Below are 15,069 nucleotides of genomic sequence, written 5' to 3' on the forward strand. Positions count from 1 at the left end.
GTCAATCCGAATTTCATGCAGCGTCAAAGCCCGGACTTTAACCATTACATACTTGGAGGTCTATCAAGAAGATGAAAAAATGGCTGCGATCTATAAAAATAGCTGCGTTCTTTTCCAAACTCCGACTGGCCAAAAGCAAATTGGTGTTGGCATTTGTCGCTATTCTGTTATTGCCGAGTATCGCCATTGGAAGCATTTCCTATCAATCGGCGAAAAGCAAAGTCGATGCCGAAATGAAGAATGCCGCTTCGGATAGCGTGAACACCCTGAATGAAACCATATCGCTAATGATAGAAGCCGAAATGAATAATATCGACTTCCTGTCTCAACAAATAGCTGCGGAATCCATAGGCACGAAACAAGGAGACGAAGATCCGAAAGTAAGAGAAATACTGGATGCATTTAAACAAATTCATCCGGAGGTCGAGAACATTGCCGTCGGAACGGATAATGGGGTGATTATGGTATCGCCGCCGGTACAGATCGCTTCCGATTATGATCCCAGAAAAACAGATTGGTATACGAAAGCCAATGATAATCAGGGCAAAGTGATTATCACGGATACGCGAATATCGCCCGCAACAGGTGACGTAGTCGTTTCGATTGCGAGGATGGTGAATGACAATCATGGCGTCGTGAACCTGAATCTGAGCTTGAAAGCGCTGAATGACATGATTTCAAAAGTGAAAATCGGCAAACAGGGATATATGGTTCTCTATGACTCCAAGAGAAAGTTTTTATATCATCCTTCGCAAAAAGAGGGGGGAATTGCAGTCGGCGGGGATGTTAATGGTGTTTTTGCTTCTGATTCCGGCTCATTCGACTATACCAATCCGATTGACAATCAACCAAAGAAACTTGTGTTCACAACGAATCCGATGACCGGGTGGAAGCTGGCTGGCACTTGGTTGGTAGACGAAGTGAACCAAGAGGCTGCTCCGATTTTTCATGCGACGATTCTTGTGGTGATCATCTCCTTGTTGGCAGGAGCGATTATCGTATTCTTCATTGTGCGTATGATAGCTTCTCCTTTACAAATTTTGAAAGGCACGGCCCAGGAAATCAGCTGGGGAGATTTAAGCCAGCGTGTCGAGATCAAGTCGAAAGATGAATTCGGCGAACTTGCCGTCATATTTAACCTTATGGCGGATTCACTCAGAGCCGTCCTCGTGGAAGTCAGCGAATCGTCAAGTCAATTGGCCGCTTCTTCTGAGCAGCTGTCGAGCAGCGCTGAGCAAACATCCAAAGCCACCGAGCATATTGCAAGCTCAATAGAACAGATGGCGGAAGGGGCGAACCATCAAGTACAAACGGTAGAAGATAGCGCCCAAACCATCCAAGACGTATCGGCAAAAATCCAACAAATCGCAGCAAACGCCCAGTCGGTTGCCGACACCGCATGGAGCGCTGCTCAGAAATCCGCCGAAGGCGGGCGGGCGATTCAAACCGTAGAAGTTCAAATGAGTTCTATTAATGGCTCTGTGGACGAACTCGCGCAAGTCATTGTACAGTTGGCGGATACTTCTCAAGAAATCGGCAAAATTACGGAAGTCATTACGGAAATCGCCCAACAAACGAATTTGCTCTCGTTGAATGCTTCTATCGAAGCGGCCAGAGCGGGTGAGCACGGACGCGGATTCGCCGTCGTAGCGAATGAAGTGAAGAAGCTTGCCGAGCAAACATCGCATTCGGCGAAACAAATCGCTGCTTTGATCCGAACCATATGCGAGAAGATCGGTAAGGCCCAGGACTCGATGCAAACGGCAACCAAGGAAGTAAGTCTCGGAATCGAAGTTGTTCATACGGCCGGCATCTATTTCGCCGAGATTGAGCGCTTTGTAGATGAGGTGAGCAGCCAGGTCAAGGATGTTTCGACCGCAACGCAGCAGATATCGGACGGAAGCGTCCAAGTGGAACAATCCATTGAAGGAATCGCGAAAGTTGCGCAAACAACCGCGTCCGCAAGCGGGCATATATCTGCCGCTACAGAAGAACAGCTGGCATCGATGGAAGAAATTTCGTCCTCATCTGAAGCCTTGACCCAAATGGCGGCGGAACTGCAAGCATTGGTGGCTCGGTTCAAGCTGAAATAAACAAGGCGGTAATGCGACTCGAGAGGACACTTTGAACTGAAGTGACCTCTCAGGTTCGAACTACTTCTTGCTTATGAATTTGATAAATATTCGCGGTGCTTGTTGAGCAAGCGGTTGATCCTGCCAGATGTTTCAATAGCAGAGGATTTGCTAATAGGTGAGTAATTCAGCTTCGTTGTAACGAATGGTTTTGATGTAGGGTCGACTACAAATAGACGTTGGTTAATCAAGTTTTTAATAGTGATTATAATGGATCTGCTGCTTATGTGAGCATGGCAGCTTACCATATAGTTAAAAGCGCTCAAACTGGTTCTCGGGTTCCTAAATTGATTGTAGATCGTGAGAAACGTGAACTTAAAGAATTAGAGTACATTGACCTATTTAAGCAAAGTAATGATAGAGGACCTGTACGGCGTATGCCATCCGGTCCACAGTAAAAAGAGAGCAAGATAATCATCATCCAATAAAAACGAGGTCGTTCTCTATGAAAAAAATGCTATGGGTCATCCTCGTGATGTCCACCGGAACTTCTTTTACGTCGCCTTTATTTCCGCTGTATCAGGAGCAGTACCGATTAAGCAGTCTGCAAATCACCATTTTATTCGCTGTCTATGCGGTCTTCCTGCTGCCCTCTTTACTCATTGTCGGCTCCAGAGGAAGCGGTTGGGGGCTGAAGCGGGTTCTTCGCATTAGCATCCTGTTGTCGATCCTGGCCACCCTTCTCTTTATGGCAAGCCAGCAGGCCTGGCTCGTTTACGGGGCGAGAATGCTGGAAGGAATAGCTTATGGAAGCTTTACGGGCACCGCAGTCGCGTTCTTGCTAAAGCAAACGTCCAAAGAGAAAGGGGGCAAAGCGATTATGTTATCGGGTATGGCCGTTTCCGTTGGTTTCGGTCTAGGACCTGCCTTGGCCGGTTTGATCATCGAGTATCTGTATCTGATGCCGCTGCGCGCGCCGTTTTCGCTTTTGACCGTTCTGTTGCTGAGCGCTTGGGTCGGCCTGGAAACGTCGCAGGACGAGGATTTTCAAGCCCGGAAGGAACATCGTCGAACGGCGTCGGCATCGATCTCGCTCGGGGTGTCTAACGACATTAAGCCTCATTTCTGGTCGTTCAGTGCGCTGCCCATTTTCACGCTGTTTACCTTGAACGGAACCGTTCTCTCCTTGATTCCTTCGTTCGTGAAAAACGTGATTCACACTTCCAATCTTGCCGTATCCGGTCTCCTGATTCTGCTGCTTATGGGAGGCGGCACGATGATGCAAATGCTGCCTTGGTTCAAACAGCCAGTCGTACGCCTTCGGATCGGTATCGCTTTATTGGCTAGCGGAGCCTGGCTTGTCGTTCTCTCCGGGACGTCGGAAAGCATGAGCCTAATGTGGATCGGGGTGCTCGTTCAGGCACTGGGTAGCGGTTGGACGTTCCAGATCAGCCTGCGACTGGCCGGCGAGCTTCCGAATTCATCGGAGCGGCCGAAGGTGATAACGACTTTCTACTTTGCGGGTTACATCGGCTTTATTGTTCCCATCGTGGGAGTTGGTCTCCTAAGCTACGTATTTGACTTGTACGTGTCTCTGATCGTCCTGAATGTTCTCGCTTCCCTGACGGTTCTCTACATGTTGGGTTATTCCGTAAGGTTTGCGCGGTACTATGCCGGACCTTTCGCTAGTTCGTCATATAAAATTGACTGATAACTCAATGGTACTTGGCGGTTTAGTTTACAAATTAACATGCCAACCGAATCGGCATCTGTCATCTACATTACGTTGTTCTGCCGTTTTACATAATTTCAAAAAATAAAATGGAGAACTGTAAATTACATTACAGTTCTCCGTTTTTTTTTTGAATTATATTCAAGCTATCGCTTGATATTGGAGGTTTCAGAACGATAAGCAACCAAAATTTAACCGTACAGCTGGAAGCGGCCACACAGCAGTCTTTAGTACACCTTTAATTGACATCAATCCACAAAGTGGTTGTGATTACAAGATCGGTTATCAAAGAGAGTAAAATATAAAGGAAGGTTGATTCCGCATGATAGGAACGGAGAGTAAAAAACAAGAAATTTTAAAAGCTTACCAGTTCAGACATGCTTGCAAGGCATTTTATACCAACAAAAAGATTTCGGATGAAGATTTTCACTTTATTTTGGAGACAGGAAGATTGTCTCCAAGTTCATTTGGCTTCGAGCCGTGGAAGTTTGTCGTGATCCAGAATGCAGCTCTTCGCGAAAAATTAAAACCTGTATCTGGCGGTGCCAAGGGACAACTGGCCACTGCCAGCCATTTTGTAGTTATATTGGCCAGAAGAGAAGAAGGCTTACAGCCTGACTCGGTTCACGTGAACAAAATGTGGAAAGACATTCATCATATGCCTGAAGAAGTTGTGCAAGATTGGTACGATTTCTACAAATCCTTCGTCGAAACAGAACTCGAAGATAATGACCGTCTCATTTTTGAATGGTCAATCAGACAAACCTATATAGCATTGGGAAACATGATGACAGCCGCGGCTCAAATCGGTATTGATTCCTGTCCGATCGAAGGTTTTGATAAAAAGCGGGTGACCGCTATTTTACAAAATGAGGGTATCATTAACGGCGACGATTTCGGTGTAGCCTGTATGGTCGCTTTCGGATATCGTCAAAAGGATCCCAAACGTCCACAAACAAGACAACATCTCGATGAGATTGTTGAGTGGCGATAAACTTAAGATGACATTTCTCAGCAACATGGGACATGTTTCGCTAACAGGTGCTTGAGTTTAAGAATGGGGGTTGCTGCAGGTGCGGCAACTCCTTTTTTATGGTGCTAACGGGTAGGATTCTTTGGGGGACTGTAACAATGGAGTCATCCCAATTTTACCCATGGCGACAAAAAGACCTGACACAATAAAGAAGCTGAAGTAGCTGCTTTAAGATTGGCTGCAAAATATAACGACGCTAAAAGAAAGAAAATGTCATTTATTTGGGATTTTATTAATTTAAGAAAAAGGGAGCGTTTGATTTAACATGGCACAAGTTCTATACATTACTGCTAATCCAAAATCAATTGAAAGCTCAGTTGGTCATCGAGTAGGACAAGCTTTTCTTAAAGCTTATTGCGAGACTCATGCAAATGATGAGATTCAGGAAATAAATTTATATGAAGAGAAATTTCCAATCGTGGATCGCGATATCCTTAACAGCTGGGAGAAAATGCGTCGAGGGGGAATTCCATTTTCAGATTTGAGTCAAGTCGAACAGCGAAAAATCAATGCTTTAAATCAATTTATAGATCGGGTAACGAGCGCTGATAAATACGTATTTGTATCTCCTATGTGGAACTGGAGTATTCCACCACGATTAAAAGAATTTATCGATTCCATTGTGGTGGTTGGAAAAACATTTCATTACACCGAAAATGGTCCTGTCGGGCATTTAATAGGTAAAACAGCCATTCATATTCAAGTTAGCGGCGGTATTTACTCGCAAGGACCCTTAACGAAAATGGATCATAGTCACCCGTATTTAAAGCAAGTGCTTAACATCATAGGTATACATAATGTAGAAGTAATATATGTGGAAGGACATGATTTTGAGCGGGATCGAGCAGATGAAATTATTCGCAAGGGTATCTCGGATGCAGAAAAGCGTGCGATGACTTTTTAATCAATTACGGTCGTCAAAAAGAAAGCTGTGAACATTCCATCACGAACGTATTGACGGGAACGGATACCCTTTTTGATTACCGAGTAAAGAGATTATACGAGGATCTGATCGATAATTGATGCTTACAACAGTATGGTTTCAGATCGTGTTTATCGTAGGGGCCGCACATGTATTCAGGCACGAGAGAAACTAATGAAACAAATGATACCCAATTTGATGAATTTTATGTGTATGAGTTTTTAAAATTACCCCTCAATGTACAAGAAACCAAAGAAAAAGATGCTGTCTTAAAGCTATTGAAAGGATGGATTGATAATGAAGGCTAAGGAGATTCCTAATTACATAAGAAACCTAGAAGATAACCAAGTCCATATTGAAAAATATATAGATTTAATTTATGTACTTCAGCGGAAGCGGGGACCAGTCTTAGAGGCTGTGACCTTAATAAGATTTGAAAAGCCCATCATTTATTCGATATTAAAAAGACGATTTCAAAATAATAACGGACTTAATATGCTTTTTAGCCTAGCGATGGATTATCAAGTAGCTTTGTCAAATCTACTTTGTAAGACCAATTTTAACGACAATTAAAGTAGGTGTTGATTTGCTTTACTGTATTGCTTATAAACATATGACACTAACTAGGCCAATGAATAAAAATGATGCAGAGATAAAAATGTTGATTCTAAGCAGGTGTTTTAAGAATCTGAAGATCGTTGAATATAAACTTAAAACACATAAACCTTGAAAATAAATAAAAAACAGGTTGGGGATCCAGTGTAGAGCCTTAGTGTTGACTCGACTCAAGAAGTAAGGCAATAGTATTACCAAACCGGACAAATTTGCATCGAAATTCAAAAGAGGGAAAAGACTCATGAATTTTAAAGACACTGTTGTACTTAACGGCATCGATCGTAAATAAGAGAAAGTTTGCACGTACCGACTATATCGCTACTGAGAACGGCGTCGAGCTGCATGTGAGTCTGTCAGGTTCGGAGGTGTACACTTAAGGGATGACGATTACCGTCTTTGGTCGGCAGGCTTTCGCTGTAGCAGAGGAAGACTCTCCTCTGCGAAGACGGTTTGCCGCCTCAGCCAACATTACGGTGCAGTCGCTCGCTGAAGTAGTACTGAGCGGAATGGAGGAAGCCTTCAGCATTTACTGGGAACGCTGGCGGGTATTTGGGCATTCTGTGCTTGCTGTAGTGATCAATCTGCTAAATCCGGCGGTATTGTCATCGGCGGCGATATTAGCAAATTTTATCCTTAGCATTTCTCACGGCGGGGATGATTTGATAGAGATAATCAGGTTCCGCATCTGTCATTTCAATTACCTAGCTAGGATATAAGGTGGGGAGTTTCTGATGGGGACTGACGATCGAGAGGGCTTTCCTTCAGATGGAGAGGGACCTGTCCGTGAGGTTACTGTGGATCCCTTCTACATCGATCCGTATACGGTAACAAATTTGGAATTCATGAAGTTTGTGGACGACACCGGCTATGTCACGGAAGCGGAAAAGTTCGGATGGTCCTACGTCTTTCATCTATTTATAAACGTATACAGCGTCAAAGTTCTAGGTTCGTCAAGGAATACTCCATGGTGGCTTGCCGTCGAAGGCGCCAGTTGGCGCGCACCAGAAGGCCCCGGCTCCGGTATCGAAGATAGGCTTGAACATCCGGTTATTCATACATCTTGGAACGACGCGGAAGCTTACTGCGAATGGGCGGGCAAACGGCTGCCAACGGAGGCGGAATGGGAGTTTGCCGCACGGGGGGGACTCGTTCAGAAGCGATATCCGTGGGGGGATGAGATGAAACCGGGTGGTAAACATATGTGCAATAATTGGCAGGGCAAATTTCCGGTAAAAACAATGCCGGGGACGGATATATCGGGACAGCGCCTGTGAAGACTTTCGAGCCGAACGGGTTTGGTCTGTATCAAGTGGCCGGCAATGTTTGGGAGTGGTGTGCGGACTGGTTCAGTCCGACCTTCCATGTGAACCGGCCGCCGGTGAATCCAACAGGTCCGCCAAGCGGGACAAGCCGAGTCATGCGTGGCGGCTCCTATTTATGCCACAAGTCCTACTGTAATCGCTACCGTGTGGCTGCCCGGAGTCAAAATACCCCAGACAGCTCGACAGGCAATATGGGCTTCCGCTACGCCGCCGATGCTTAAGGAGCCATTGGTATATGAAATCAAACTAGAAGCCCCCTGAGGGATAGGGGGAAATCGCCGCGCAGGCGGGCTCGCGCAGGCTACCGCGGACAGTTCGAAGGGAGCGGTGTAAATGAATGAAATCAAGTTCTAGATTCTGATATATTATGTTTACTTAGTTCTAAAACAATGCCAAGAGACGATGTAACAATCAAGCCTACTTTTTATTTTAGGCCAAGATTTTTACTTTTTTAACATAGTATAAAGCAGAACAAATCGTGTAATGATTGAAATAGATCGTTAAACGATCTTTGCCACTTCAAGGGGGCTGGCTAAAAAAAGGAGTAGACCTTTAAACCGTCTACTTCTTTTTTTAAATAAGGGTTAATTTTAAGTCCGATCGCAGTTATTGCCACGGGAGTTATAAGGAATGAAAACAAGCTAAGCGTAACGAAGAAGGAATCTTTGTTTTTTAGTCTACTCGATGAACGTTTCTTTGGGTTGTTATTTCTAGAGGTGATGAGTATGTTATGTGCACTTCCTAAAAGGCCCCAGCTTTTTAATGCTGAAAGTCTTGCTAGTTTTATTCACCGCTTATCCGATGCAAACTCCTTCGAGTCTTCGTTTGATTTGTACAAACTAGCCAATCTTACTAATAATACAGTTTCGGCCAGAGTTAATTTTCTTGATAGTACCTCCTATAGTTTAAAATCACTAAGTATTCTATCTGGCAAACCAGAGAAACAACTATTTTCTTCCACCTTTGAAAGTAATGAGGGCATACCGCAGTATGTATTGCCGATAAAAAAAAACTAAAGTTTGTCCAAAATGCTTAGCTGAAAAGGTACCATATGGGAGAAAAAACTGGGATATTCTTCTCTATACAATTTGTACCGAACACCATTGTTTACTTCTTGATAGCTGCCCCAAATGCGAGTCATTAATATCCTGGAATCGAAAGTCGATATTAATGTGCCCTTGTGGATTTAATTTCTGTAAAGCTGAAACCCCAAAAGTAAATTATGAGGAAGAAGTAATATTTTCTTTGATTGTGGGTACGTATCGACTAACATCTTTGCATCGTACTCGATTACCAGACTTCTTTTATAAGGCAAGCTTAGAAAAAATAATTAATTTTATCTTATTTATTCTTGGGCAACAAGTTTCTCATTTCGGGGATAAAAGATCGATATGGGGAAGGGACTCCATAAGAGGAATCAGGAATGACGTTATTCATAAGCATCTAATGAGCCTGTACGGTGTTATTAATAATATGCCTCATGGCATATGGGAGTGGACCCGCTCCTTTGCTATCAGCAATTACTATGATAAAAGGAGAATGTATGATTTCAATTATCGCTTTTTCCCATATGACATTAGTTATTTTATAAATAACAATGGAGTAATAGACATTGAGAATATAGAACGATTGATATATAAGGTGCTAATCGAAGGCGATAATTTTAATCCGGCAATTAATTATTGATAGGGGTAACCGAATGGAACATAAAGATAATGTAACACACTTACAAAGTTCAATTGTGATAAGTGAAATACATAAAGTGAAGTTTCCAGTAAACCCAGCCCAAAGATGCGAGTTAAGGCGGCGGGCCATAATAGCTCAGTTAATGTAATCCAAAAGAATTTAAATGTGGTTGCTATTAGAAATACAATGAAAGCTTTTTGTCCCCTTTGTTTAAAGGACAAATTATATTATAGAAAAGTTTGGGATTTAAGTATTTATACAAGATGTTATATCCATAACTGTATATTATTGAGCAGTTGTGCTATTTGCGGCAGAAGAATAACAATAACAGACATAATAAATGATTTATGTAAATGTGGATGCAAATTATCAAGTATTTCGACTGTAGCAATGTCCGCGATTACTTTCGCTAAAAAAGAAAAAGGTATTTTTCATGAAAAGTCGGCAAACCCTTGAGTTTGCTGGCTTTTTTCGTGTCAACTGCTTTGTGAGAGATTTGAGAGGCGTTTTTGATAGAATTTGTTGTGAGGCAAGTATATGATAGGTAAGAATAAGTAGGAGGAATTGCATTGAAAGGCTTAAGCCGGCACAACAAAGCGCGATATGTTTACCGAACGATAGGGTTAATTTTGATCCCGTTATTGACATGCCTCCTTTTAATATCCATTTACGGATATACATTGCCGAATAAGGCGGCTCCTCAAGCGCACCAAGGCGTGCTGGACTTGAACCGGTGGGATTTTGGCAAGGACGGCTTTGTGAATCTCGACGGTGAATGGCTGTTCTATCCTGACGAGCTTCTCACTCCGGATGATTTTCGCAGTGGTAAAGCAGCACGGTTATCCGCCGCCTATGCCGATATTCCAAATTACTGGTCGGGAGGAGATTCTACCGATCGCGCCAGTCAAGCGAAGCTGGGCACTTACCGGCTGTTGGTTAAACTAAAGGAAAGCGATGAAGGCTACGGCTTTAGGGTATCGAACGTACAGATGGCCCACCGCTTGTTCGTAAACGGTATGTTGATCGGGAATGCAGGAACTCCGGCATCGGACGTTCAAAGCTATAAAGCCGGGACTACGCCTTACTCCACCTATACCCGTATTCAAGGCAGCGAGATGGACGTCGTACTGCAAGTGGCCAATTTAACCTCGCCGAATACCGGCGGATTTAGGGATCTGCAGTTCGGCCTGCAAGAGGATATCCTTCGGGCAGATCATATTTGGTTTGCAGTTGAGGTTACCGGGCTGTTCATTCTTTTGCTGTTCGGGGCTTACCATCTGAGCATCTTCACGCTGCAGCCGAAAGATAAGGCTTATCTATACAGCTCGCTGTACTTCCTGACTTTACTGGTGCTGATCATAAGCGACGGGGACAAGCTCATCCTTCAGCTCCTTCCGGGCATCTCAAACGAATGGGTGATAAAACTAAACTTTCTCGGTGGATTTTCCAACATAGCTGTGCTCGGGTTCTTCCTTCACCATCTGGACACCAAGCTTCTGAACCGGAGATGGCTGCTTCTGCTTGTGTCTCCGATCGGAGTATATTTGGCCGCGGTGCTGGCGCTTCCTTTCGAGGCCTATTCGAAGCTGGGGAATCTCCCTTGGAATTACCTTACGCTACTTGTCGTATTTTACCTTTACCGGGCAATCCGGCTTTACTTGAAACAGGACGGGCAAATAGGCCGCAAAGAAACGGCTCTGCTCGTCGGGGTCATTCTCGCGATGGCGTCGATTCGATTTATCAGTTTGATCTACAGGATTAGCTGGGTCGAATCGGATATGGGCCGCCGCGTTGCATTCATCTGTATCATCGTGTTCATGAACTTGCTGCTCGCCCTCCGTCTGGCTCATGCAACGAGACGGGCAGAGCAGTTGACGGAACAATTGATTGTACGCGACAAATTAAAGGACGAATTTTTGGCAAACACGTCGCATGAATTGAAAACGCCGCTGCACGGCATTCAAAATATGGCTTCCTACTTGCTCGACGGGAAGGCGGGCGAGCTGACAGCAGGCCAACGATCCGAGCTTACGCTCATTCAAGATACTTCGACGAAGCTTACCGCCCTTGTAAACGATCTTCTGGATGTCGTCCGATTGAAGCATGGGGATTTGCAGCTGGAGCGGTCGGTTGTAGATCTTGGAGTGGCAGCCGAGACGACGTTTCAGGTGCTCGAACTCGAATTGGCCGGTAAGGATGTATACTGGGAAAACCGGATCGCACCGGGAACGTTCGCCATGGCCGACGAAAACCGGGTGCGGCAGGTGTTGTACAACCTGATTCATAATGCGATTAAGCATACGAAGATGGGATGGATCGAGATCGGCGCCACGGTGGCGGAAGGCAGGGTTTCCGTTTGGGTGGAGGATACCGGCATAGGCATTCCGAAGGAAAGCCACGAATCGATTTTCGGATATTTCGAGCAGGCGGACAAAGCCATATCGAACGGCGGTTATACGGGGATGGGGCTTGGCCTTTTCATTAGCCGGAAGCTTATCGAAAAGATGGACGGAGCGATCTGGGTGGAGCGCTCCGAACCGGGCCATGGCACACGGATGGCGTTTACTCTCCCGGCGGCGGAGGTAGATCGTTCGCTTGTATCCCCGGTGCTAAGCAGAACGGTTGTACTAGCGGGACGTACTCAATTTGATATCGAGGATCCGACGCGTACGAATACCGTTCTTCTTGTCGATGACGAGGTGTCCAATATTCGGATTTTACTCAATCTGCTGGGGGACGAGTACAACGTACTGACGGCTTTCTCCGCAAAGGAAGCGCTTGACAAGCTTGAAGCTCATCCACACATCGATTTGGTCATCCTTGATGTCATGATGCCGGAAATATCGGGAATCGATTTGTGCCGGACCATAAGAGAAACGCGATCCGTCATCGAACTTCCCATTTTGTTTTCAACGGTGAAAAATTCTTTGCATGATATAGAGCTTTGTTTTCGGGCGGGCGGGAACGACTTTATCGCAAAGCCGTTTGATCCGAAAACGCTCACGGCGAGAGTCCGGACGCTCCTGTCGATGAAATCGTCTATGGATCAAGCGATTCATAACGAGCTGGCATTTCTGCAAGCGCAAATCAAGCCTCATTTTTTGTACAACGCGATTAGCAGCATTATTTCATTCTGTTACACGGACGGAGAGAAAGCCGCCTATTTGCTGTCCATGCTGAGCCGCTATTTGCGAACGGTGTTCCAGCGGGATTTGCAAACGCCGTATGTGCCTTTAAGCTCCGAGCTGGAACTGATTCAAGCTTATGTGGAAATCGAGAAAGCTCGTTTTGGCGACCGGTTGAACTTTCATTTGTTTCAGGATGAAGGCCTAGAGTCGCTAGCCATTCCGTCTTTAACGATTCAACCCCTTGTTGAGAATGCGGTTCGGCACGGCCTGTTTGAAAAAGAAGGAACCGGAACGGTAACGTTAACGATTACCGACGGCCACGGCTATATCCGATTCGAGATTGCGGACGACGGTGTGGGCATGGCGGATGATGTGCTCTATCAATTGAAAGCCGGCGAGCGGCCCGTCGGTTCCGGCATCGGAATGGCTAACGTCCGTAAACGGCTGGCAGCCTTGCATGGCGCAAGCGTATCGATTGATTCCGCTTTGGAGAAAGGTACGCGAGTGACGGTTTATTTGCCGAAACGGAAGAGCTAGGGGGAATAGAAGTGATACGTGTCATGATTGTGGAGGATGAGAAGCCGATATTGGATTTAATGGCGAGGCTTGCCGCTCAGCATGCTGAGCTCGAGGTCGTCGGTACGTTCACAAGCCCGGTCACCGCTCTGGACCAGTATCCGCTCCTGTTGCCGAACGCGGTATTTCTCGACGTCGAAATGCCGCGGATGGGGGGCATCGAACTTGCGGAAAAGCTAAAAGAGCTGAACGAAGACTTGCAAGTCGTGTTTACGACGGCCTATCCGGGTTATGCGGTAGAGGCGTTCCGTGTCAGCGCGCTCGATTATTTACTGAAGCCGGTTACGCCGGCAGCGCTGGAGCGAGTCATTGCCAAGCTCTTGAAGCATCGGGTTCTGCAAGCCGCTGGAAGGCCGCTTTCACTAATCCAACAGGGACCGATCGTGCGATGCCTTGGCACATTTGAAACGAGAGGGGCGGATGGAACCTTGCTCAGTTGGCCGACCCGGAAGACGGAGGAGCTGTTTGCTTATTTGCTTGCCTACCCAAACAGGCTTGCGGGCAAATGGCAGCTGTCCAACCTCCTTTGACCGGATTTGGACGAAGACCGTGCGCTGCATAATTTGTACAATACGGTATACAGGCTGAAAAAGGCGCTGAAGGGCGCAGGTATACATATGGATTTGGTTCACTCCAATGAGGGGTATGTTTTACAAACCGGTCCGGGGTTTTCGGATTTGGAGCTGCTGCGGGAATTCATGAGCCGAACGGACGAGATCGATGAACGGAACGTGGGCGAAGGGGATCAACTGCTCCGCACCAGCAACGGCCTCTTGTTCAGGGGCAAGGATTACGTATGGAGTTTGGGCTCGCATCCGAGGTATCCGTTCAGCAGGCATCGCTTTGCCGCATGATAGCGAAATTTTATCGCACAATCGGCGACCGAAAGGCGATGAAAGAAGCGCTTCGTACCTATTTGTCATCCGCTCAGTTGGACGAGGAGATGACGGTGCAGCTATTGCGCCTATATGCCGAGGACGGAGAAACGAGTTTATTTTGTAAGCAATACGAGAGGTATGCGAATCTTTTGGAAACGGAGCTTGGCCTTAAACCATCGGACGAAATTCGAGAGCTCGGGGCAAGTATCATATCGACGTGATGAGCATAAATGATTTCGCAGAAAGCCGGAACGGAGGCTGCTCCATTCCGGCTCTCTTTCTATTTTGTGAGAATTTTGGGAGAGCCTCTTGCTATAATTCGACATTAGCTAGTGAAATATAGACTATGAAGAAAAGGAGTTTAGATTGCATGTACAGTTTATTGGTATTCATCCACATCGTAGCCGCGGTTATGGGCCTCGGGGCTGCCTTCGGATTCCCCATTGTGGTTAAGTGCGCAAAAACCGCGTCTCAAGCAAAGTACACTTTGAAGCTTCTTAAGAATCTGGAACTACTCCCGAAGATAGGGAGTATTACGCTTCTTGTCACAGGAATTGTTCTTGGCATCATGAACCCTTCGTTATTTAAGGCCGGTTGGTACATCGCATCTATCGTTCTGTATTTCGCCGCCCAGGTGATTGTGATCGGAATGCTGCCGAAGAAAATGAAAGAGCAGGCTGACATTCTCGCAAACCATACCGGCGAAGACCTTCCTGCCTCTTATACAGCGATCGGGAAGCAGGCGGGAAAGCTGGAAGGAATTACGCACTTGCTTGCCTTTTTGTTGATTGTGTTAATGTATTTCAAGCCGTTCTGAGCCCGGAATACGAGTGAATGCCAGGGGTGATCAATTTGAAAGAAATCGAAGGAACTTTTTACGGGGTGAACGGGACCCAACTGTTTTATAGAAAAATGTTTCCGCGGGATTCCGCCAAAGGAACCGTTATTGCCGTTCACGGACATGGCGACCACAGCGGTGGTTTGCAAAACTTTTGTGCATGCGCAACATTGGCGCGCCCGTTTGATGATTTGGGGCGGGAGCGTTTTTTCGAGGATCTGTTGAACTGGTTGGATGGGCATACGATTGAGCACTGAAGATAGGGTA

The 15,069-nt window shown here is 45.9% G+C and carries 14 protein-coding genes and 2 pseudogenes; all 16 read left to right on the forward strand.

Annotated elements, in window-relative coordinates; genetic code table 11:
* Window positions 1-71: 71 nt before the first annotated feature.
* Window positions 72-2,093: a methyl-accepting chemotaxis protein gene (locus SD70_RS03375; RefSeq protein WP_052487007.1), complete on the forward strand. Its 2,022-nt coding sequence runs from the start codon at window positions 72-74 to the stop codon at window positions 2,091-2,093.
* Window positions 2,094-2,577: 484 nt separating this feature from the next.
* Window positions 2,578-3,783, forward strand: coding sequence for an MFS transporter (locus SD70_RS03380; protein ID WP_052487008.1), 1,206 nt, complete (start codon window positions 2,578-2,580; stop codon window positions 3,781-3,783).
* A 343-nt stretch (window positions 3,784-4,126) separates the two neighbouring features.
* On the forward strand, window positions 4,127-4,798 hold the full coding sequence (locus SD70_RS03385; RefSeq protein WP_041045680.1) for an NAD(P)H-dependent oxidoreductase: 672 nt from the start codon (window positions 4,127-4,129) through the stop codon (window positions 4,796-4,798).
* Between the two features lie 304 nt (window positions 4,799-5,102).
* Window positions 5,103-5,741 carry an FMN-dependent NADH-azoreductase gene (locus SD70_RS03390; RefSeq protein ID WP_041045682.1) on the forward strand — a complete coding sequence of 213 codons (639 nt, stop codon included), beginning with the start codon at window positions 5,103-5,105 and terminating at the stop codon, window positions 5,739-5,741.
* Between the two features lie 167 nt (window positions 5,742-5,908).
* Window positions 5,909-6,067, forward strand: a complete 159-nt coding sequence (locus SD70_RS35760) for a hypothetical protein (protein WP_156157874.1) — start codon at window positions 5,909-5,911, stop codon at window positions 6,065-6,067.
* A complete protein-coding gene (locus SD70_RS03395; protein ID WP_041045684.1) occupies window positions 6,057-6,332 on the forward strand; it encodes a hypothetical protein in 276 nt (91 codons plus the stop codon). The genes SD70_RS35760 and SD70_RS03395 overlap by 11 nt, the downstream gene beginning before the upstream one ends.
* Before the next feature lie 422 nt (window positions 6,333-6,754).
* The gene (locus SD70_RS40180; protein WP_041045686.1) at window positions 6,755-7,090 is read left to right on the forward strand and encodes a hypothetical protein; all 336 of its coding nucleotides are present in this window, start codon (window positions 6,755-6,757) and stop codon (window positions 7,088-7,090) included.
* Window positions 7,091-7,917 (forward strand): annotated as a pseudogene (locus SD70_RS03405) (formylglycine-generating enzyme family protein); the annotation flags it as partial.
* An 802-nt stretch (window positions 7,918-8,719) separates the two neighbouring features.
* Window positions 8,720-9,382: pseudogene (locus SD70_RS40185) on the forward strand (hypothetical protein); the annotation flags it as partial.
* Window positions 9,383-9,487: 105 nt separating this feature from the next.
* Window positions 9,488-9,838, forward strand: a complete 351-nt coding sequence (locus tag SD70_RS40190) for a TniQ family protein (RefSeq protein WP_082053100.1) — start codon at window positions 9,488-9,490, stop codon at window positions 9,836-9,838.
* 113 nt (window positions 9,839-9,951) lie between these two features.
* Window positions 9,952-13,047 carry a hybrid sensor histidine kinase/response regulator gene (locus tag SD70_RS03415; protein ID WP_052487010.1) on the forward strand — a complete coding sequence of 1,032 codons (3,096 nt, stop codon included), beginning with the start codon at window positions 9,952-9,954 and terminating at the stop codon, window positions 13,045-13,047.
* Between the two features lie 11 nt (window positions 13,048-13,058).
* Entirely contained in the window at window positions 13,059-13,616 is a 558-nt protein-coding gene (locus SD70_RS32775) for a LytR/AlgR family response regulator transcription factor (protein ID WP_156157875.1), read from the forward strand.
* Window positions 13,617-13,703: 87 nt separating this feature from the next.
* Window positions 13,704-13,940 (forward strand): hypothetical protein, encoded by a 237-nt coding sequence (locus SD70_RS36765; RefSeq protein ID WP_197080926.1) that lies wholly within the window; start codon window positions 13,704-13,706, stop codon window positions 13,938-13,940.
* Window positions 13,937-14,185, forward strand: a complete 249-nt coding sequence (locus SD70_RS40195; protein ID WP_052487013.1) for a BTAD domain-containing putative transcriptional regulator — start codon at window positions 13,937-13,939, stop codon at window positions 14,183-14,185. The genes SD70_RS36765 and SD70_RS40195 overlap by 4 nt, the downstream gene beginning before the upstream one ends.
* Window positions 14,186-14,334: 149 nt before the next feature.
* Entirely contained in the window at window positions 14,335-14,781 is a 447-nt protein-coding gene (locus tag SD70_RS03425; RefSeq protein ID WP_041045690.1) for a DUF2269 family protein, read from the forward strand.
* 35 nt (window positions 14,782-14,816) lie between these two features.
* On the forward strand, window positions 14,817-15,059 hold the full coding sequence (locus SD70_RS03430; RefSeq protein WP_156157876.1) for a hypothetical protein: 243 nt from the start codon (window positions 14,817-14,819) through the stop codon (window positions 15,057-15,059).
* Window positions 15,060-15,069: the final 10 nt, after the last annotated feature.

This window comes from Gordoniibacillus kamchatkensis (assembly GCF_000829455.1).
Taxonomy (GTDB): Bacteria; Bacillota; Bacilli; order Paenibacillales; family NBRC-103111; genus Gordoniibacillus; species Gordoniibacillus kamchatkensis.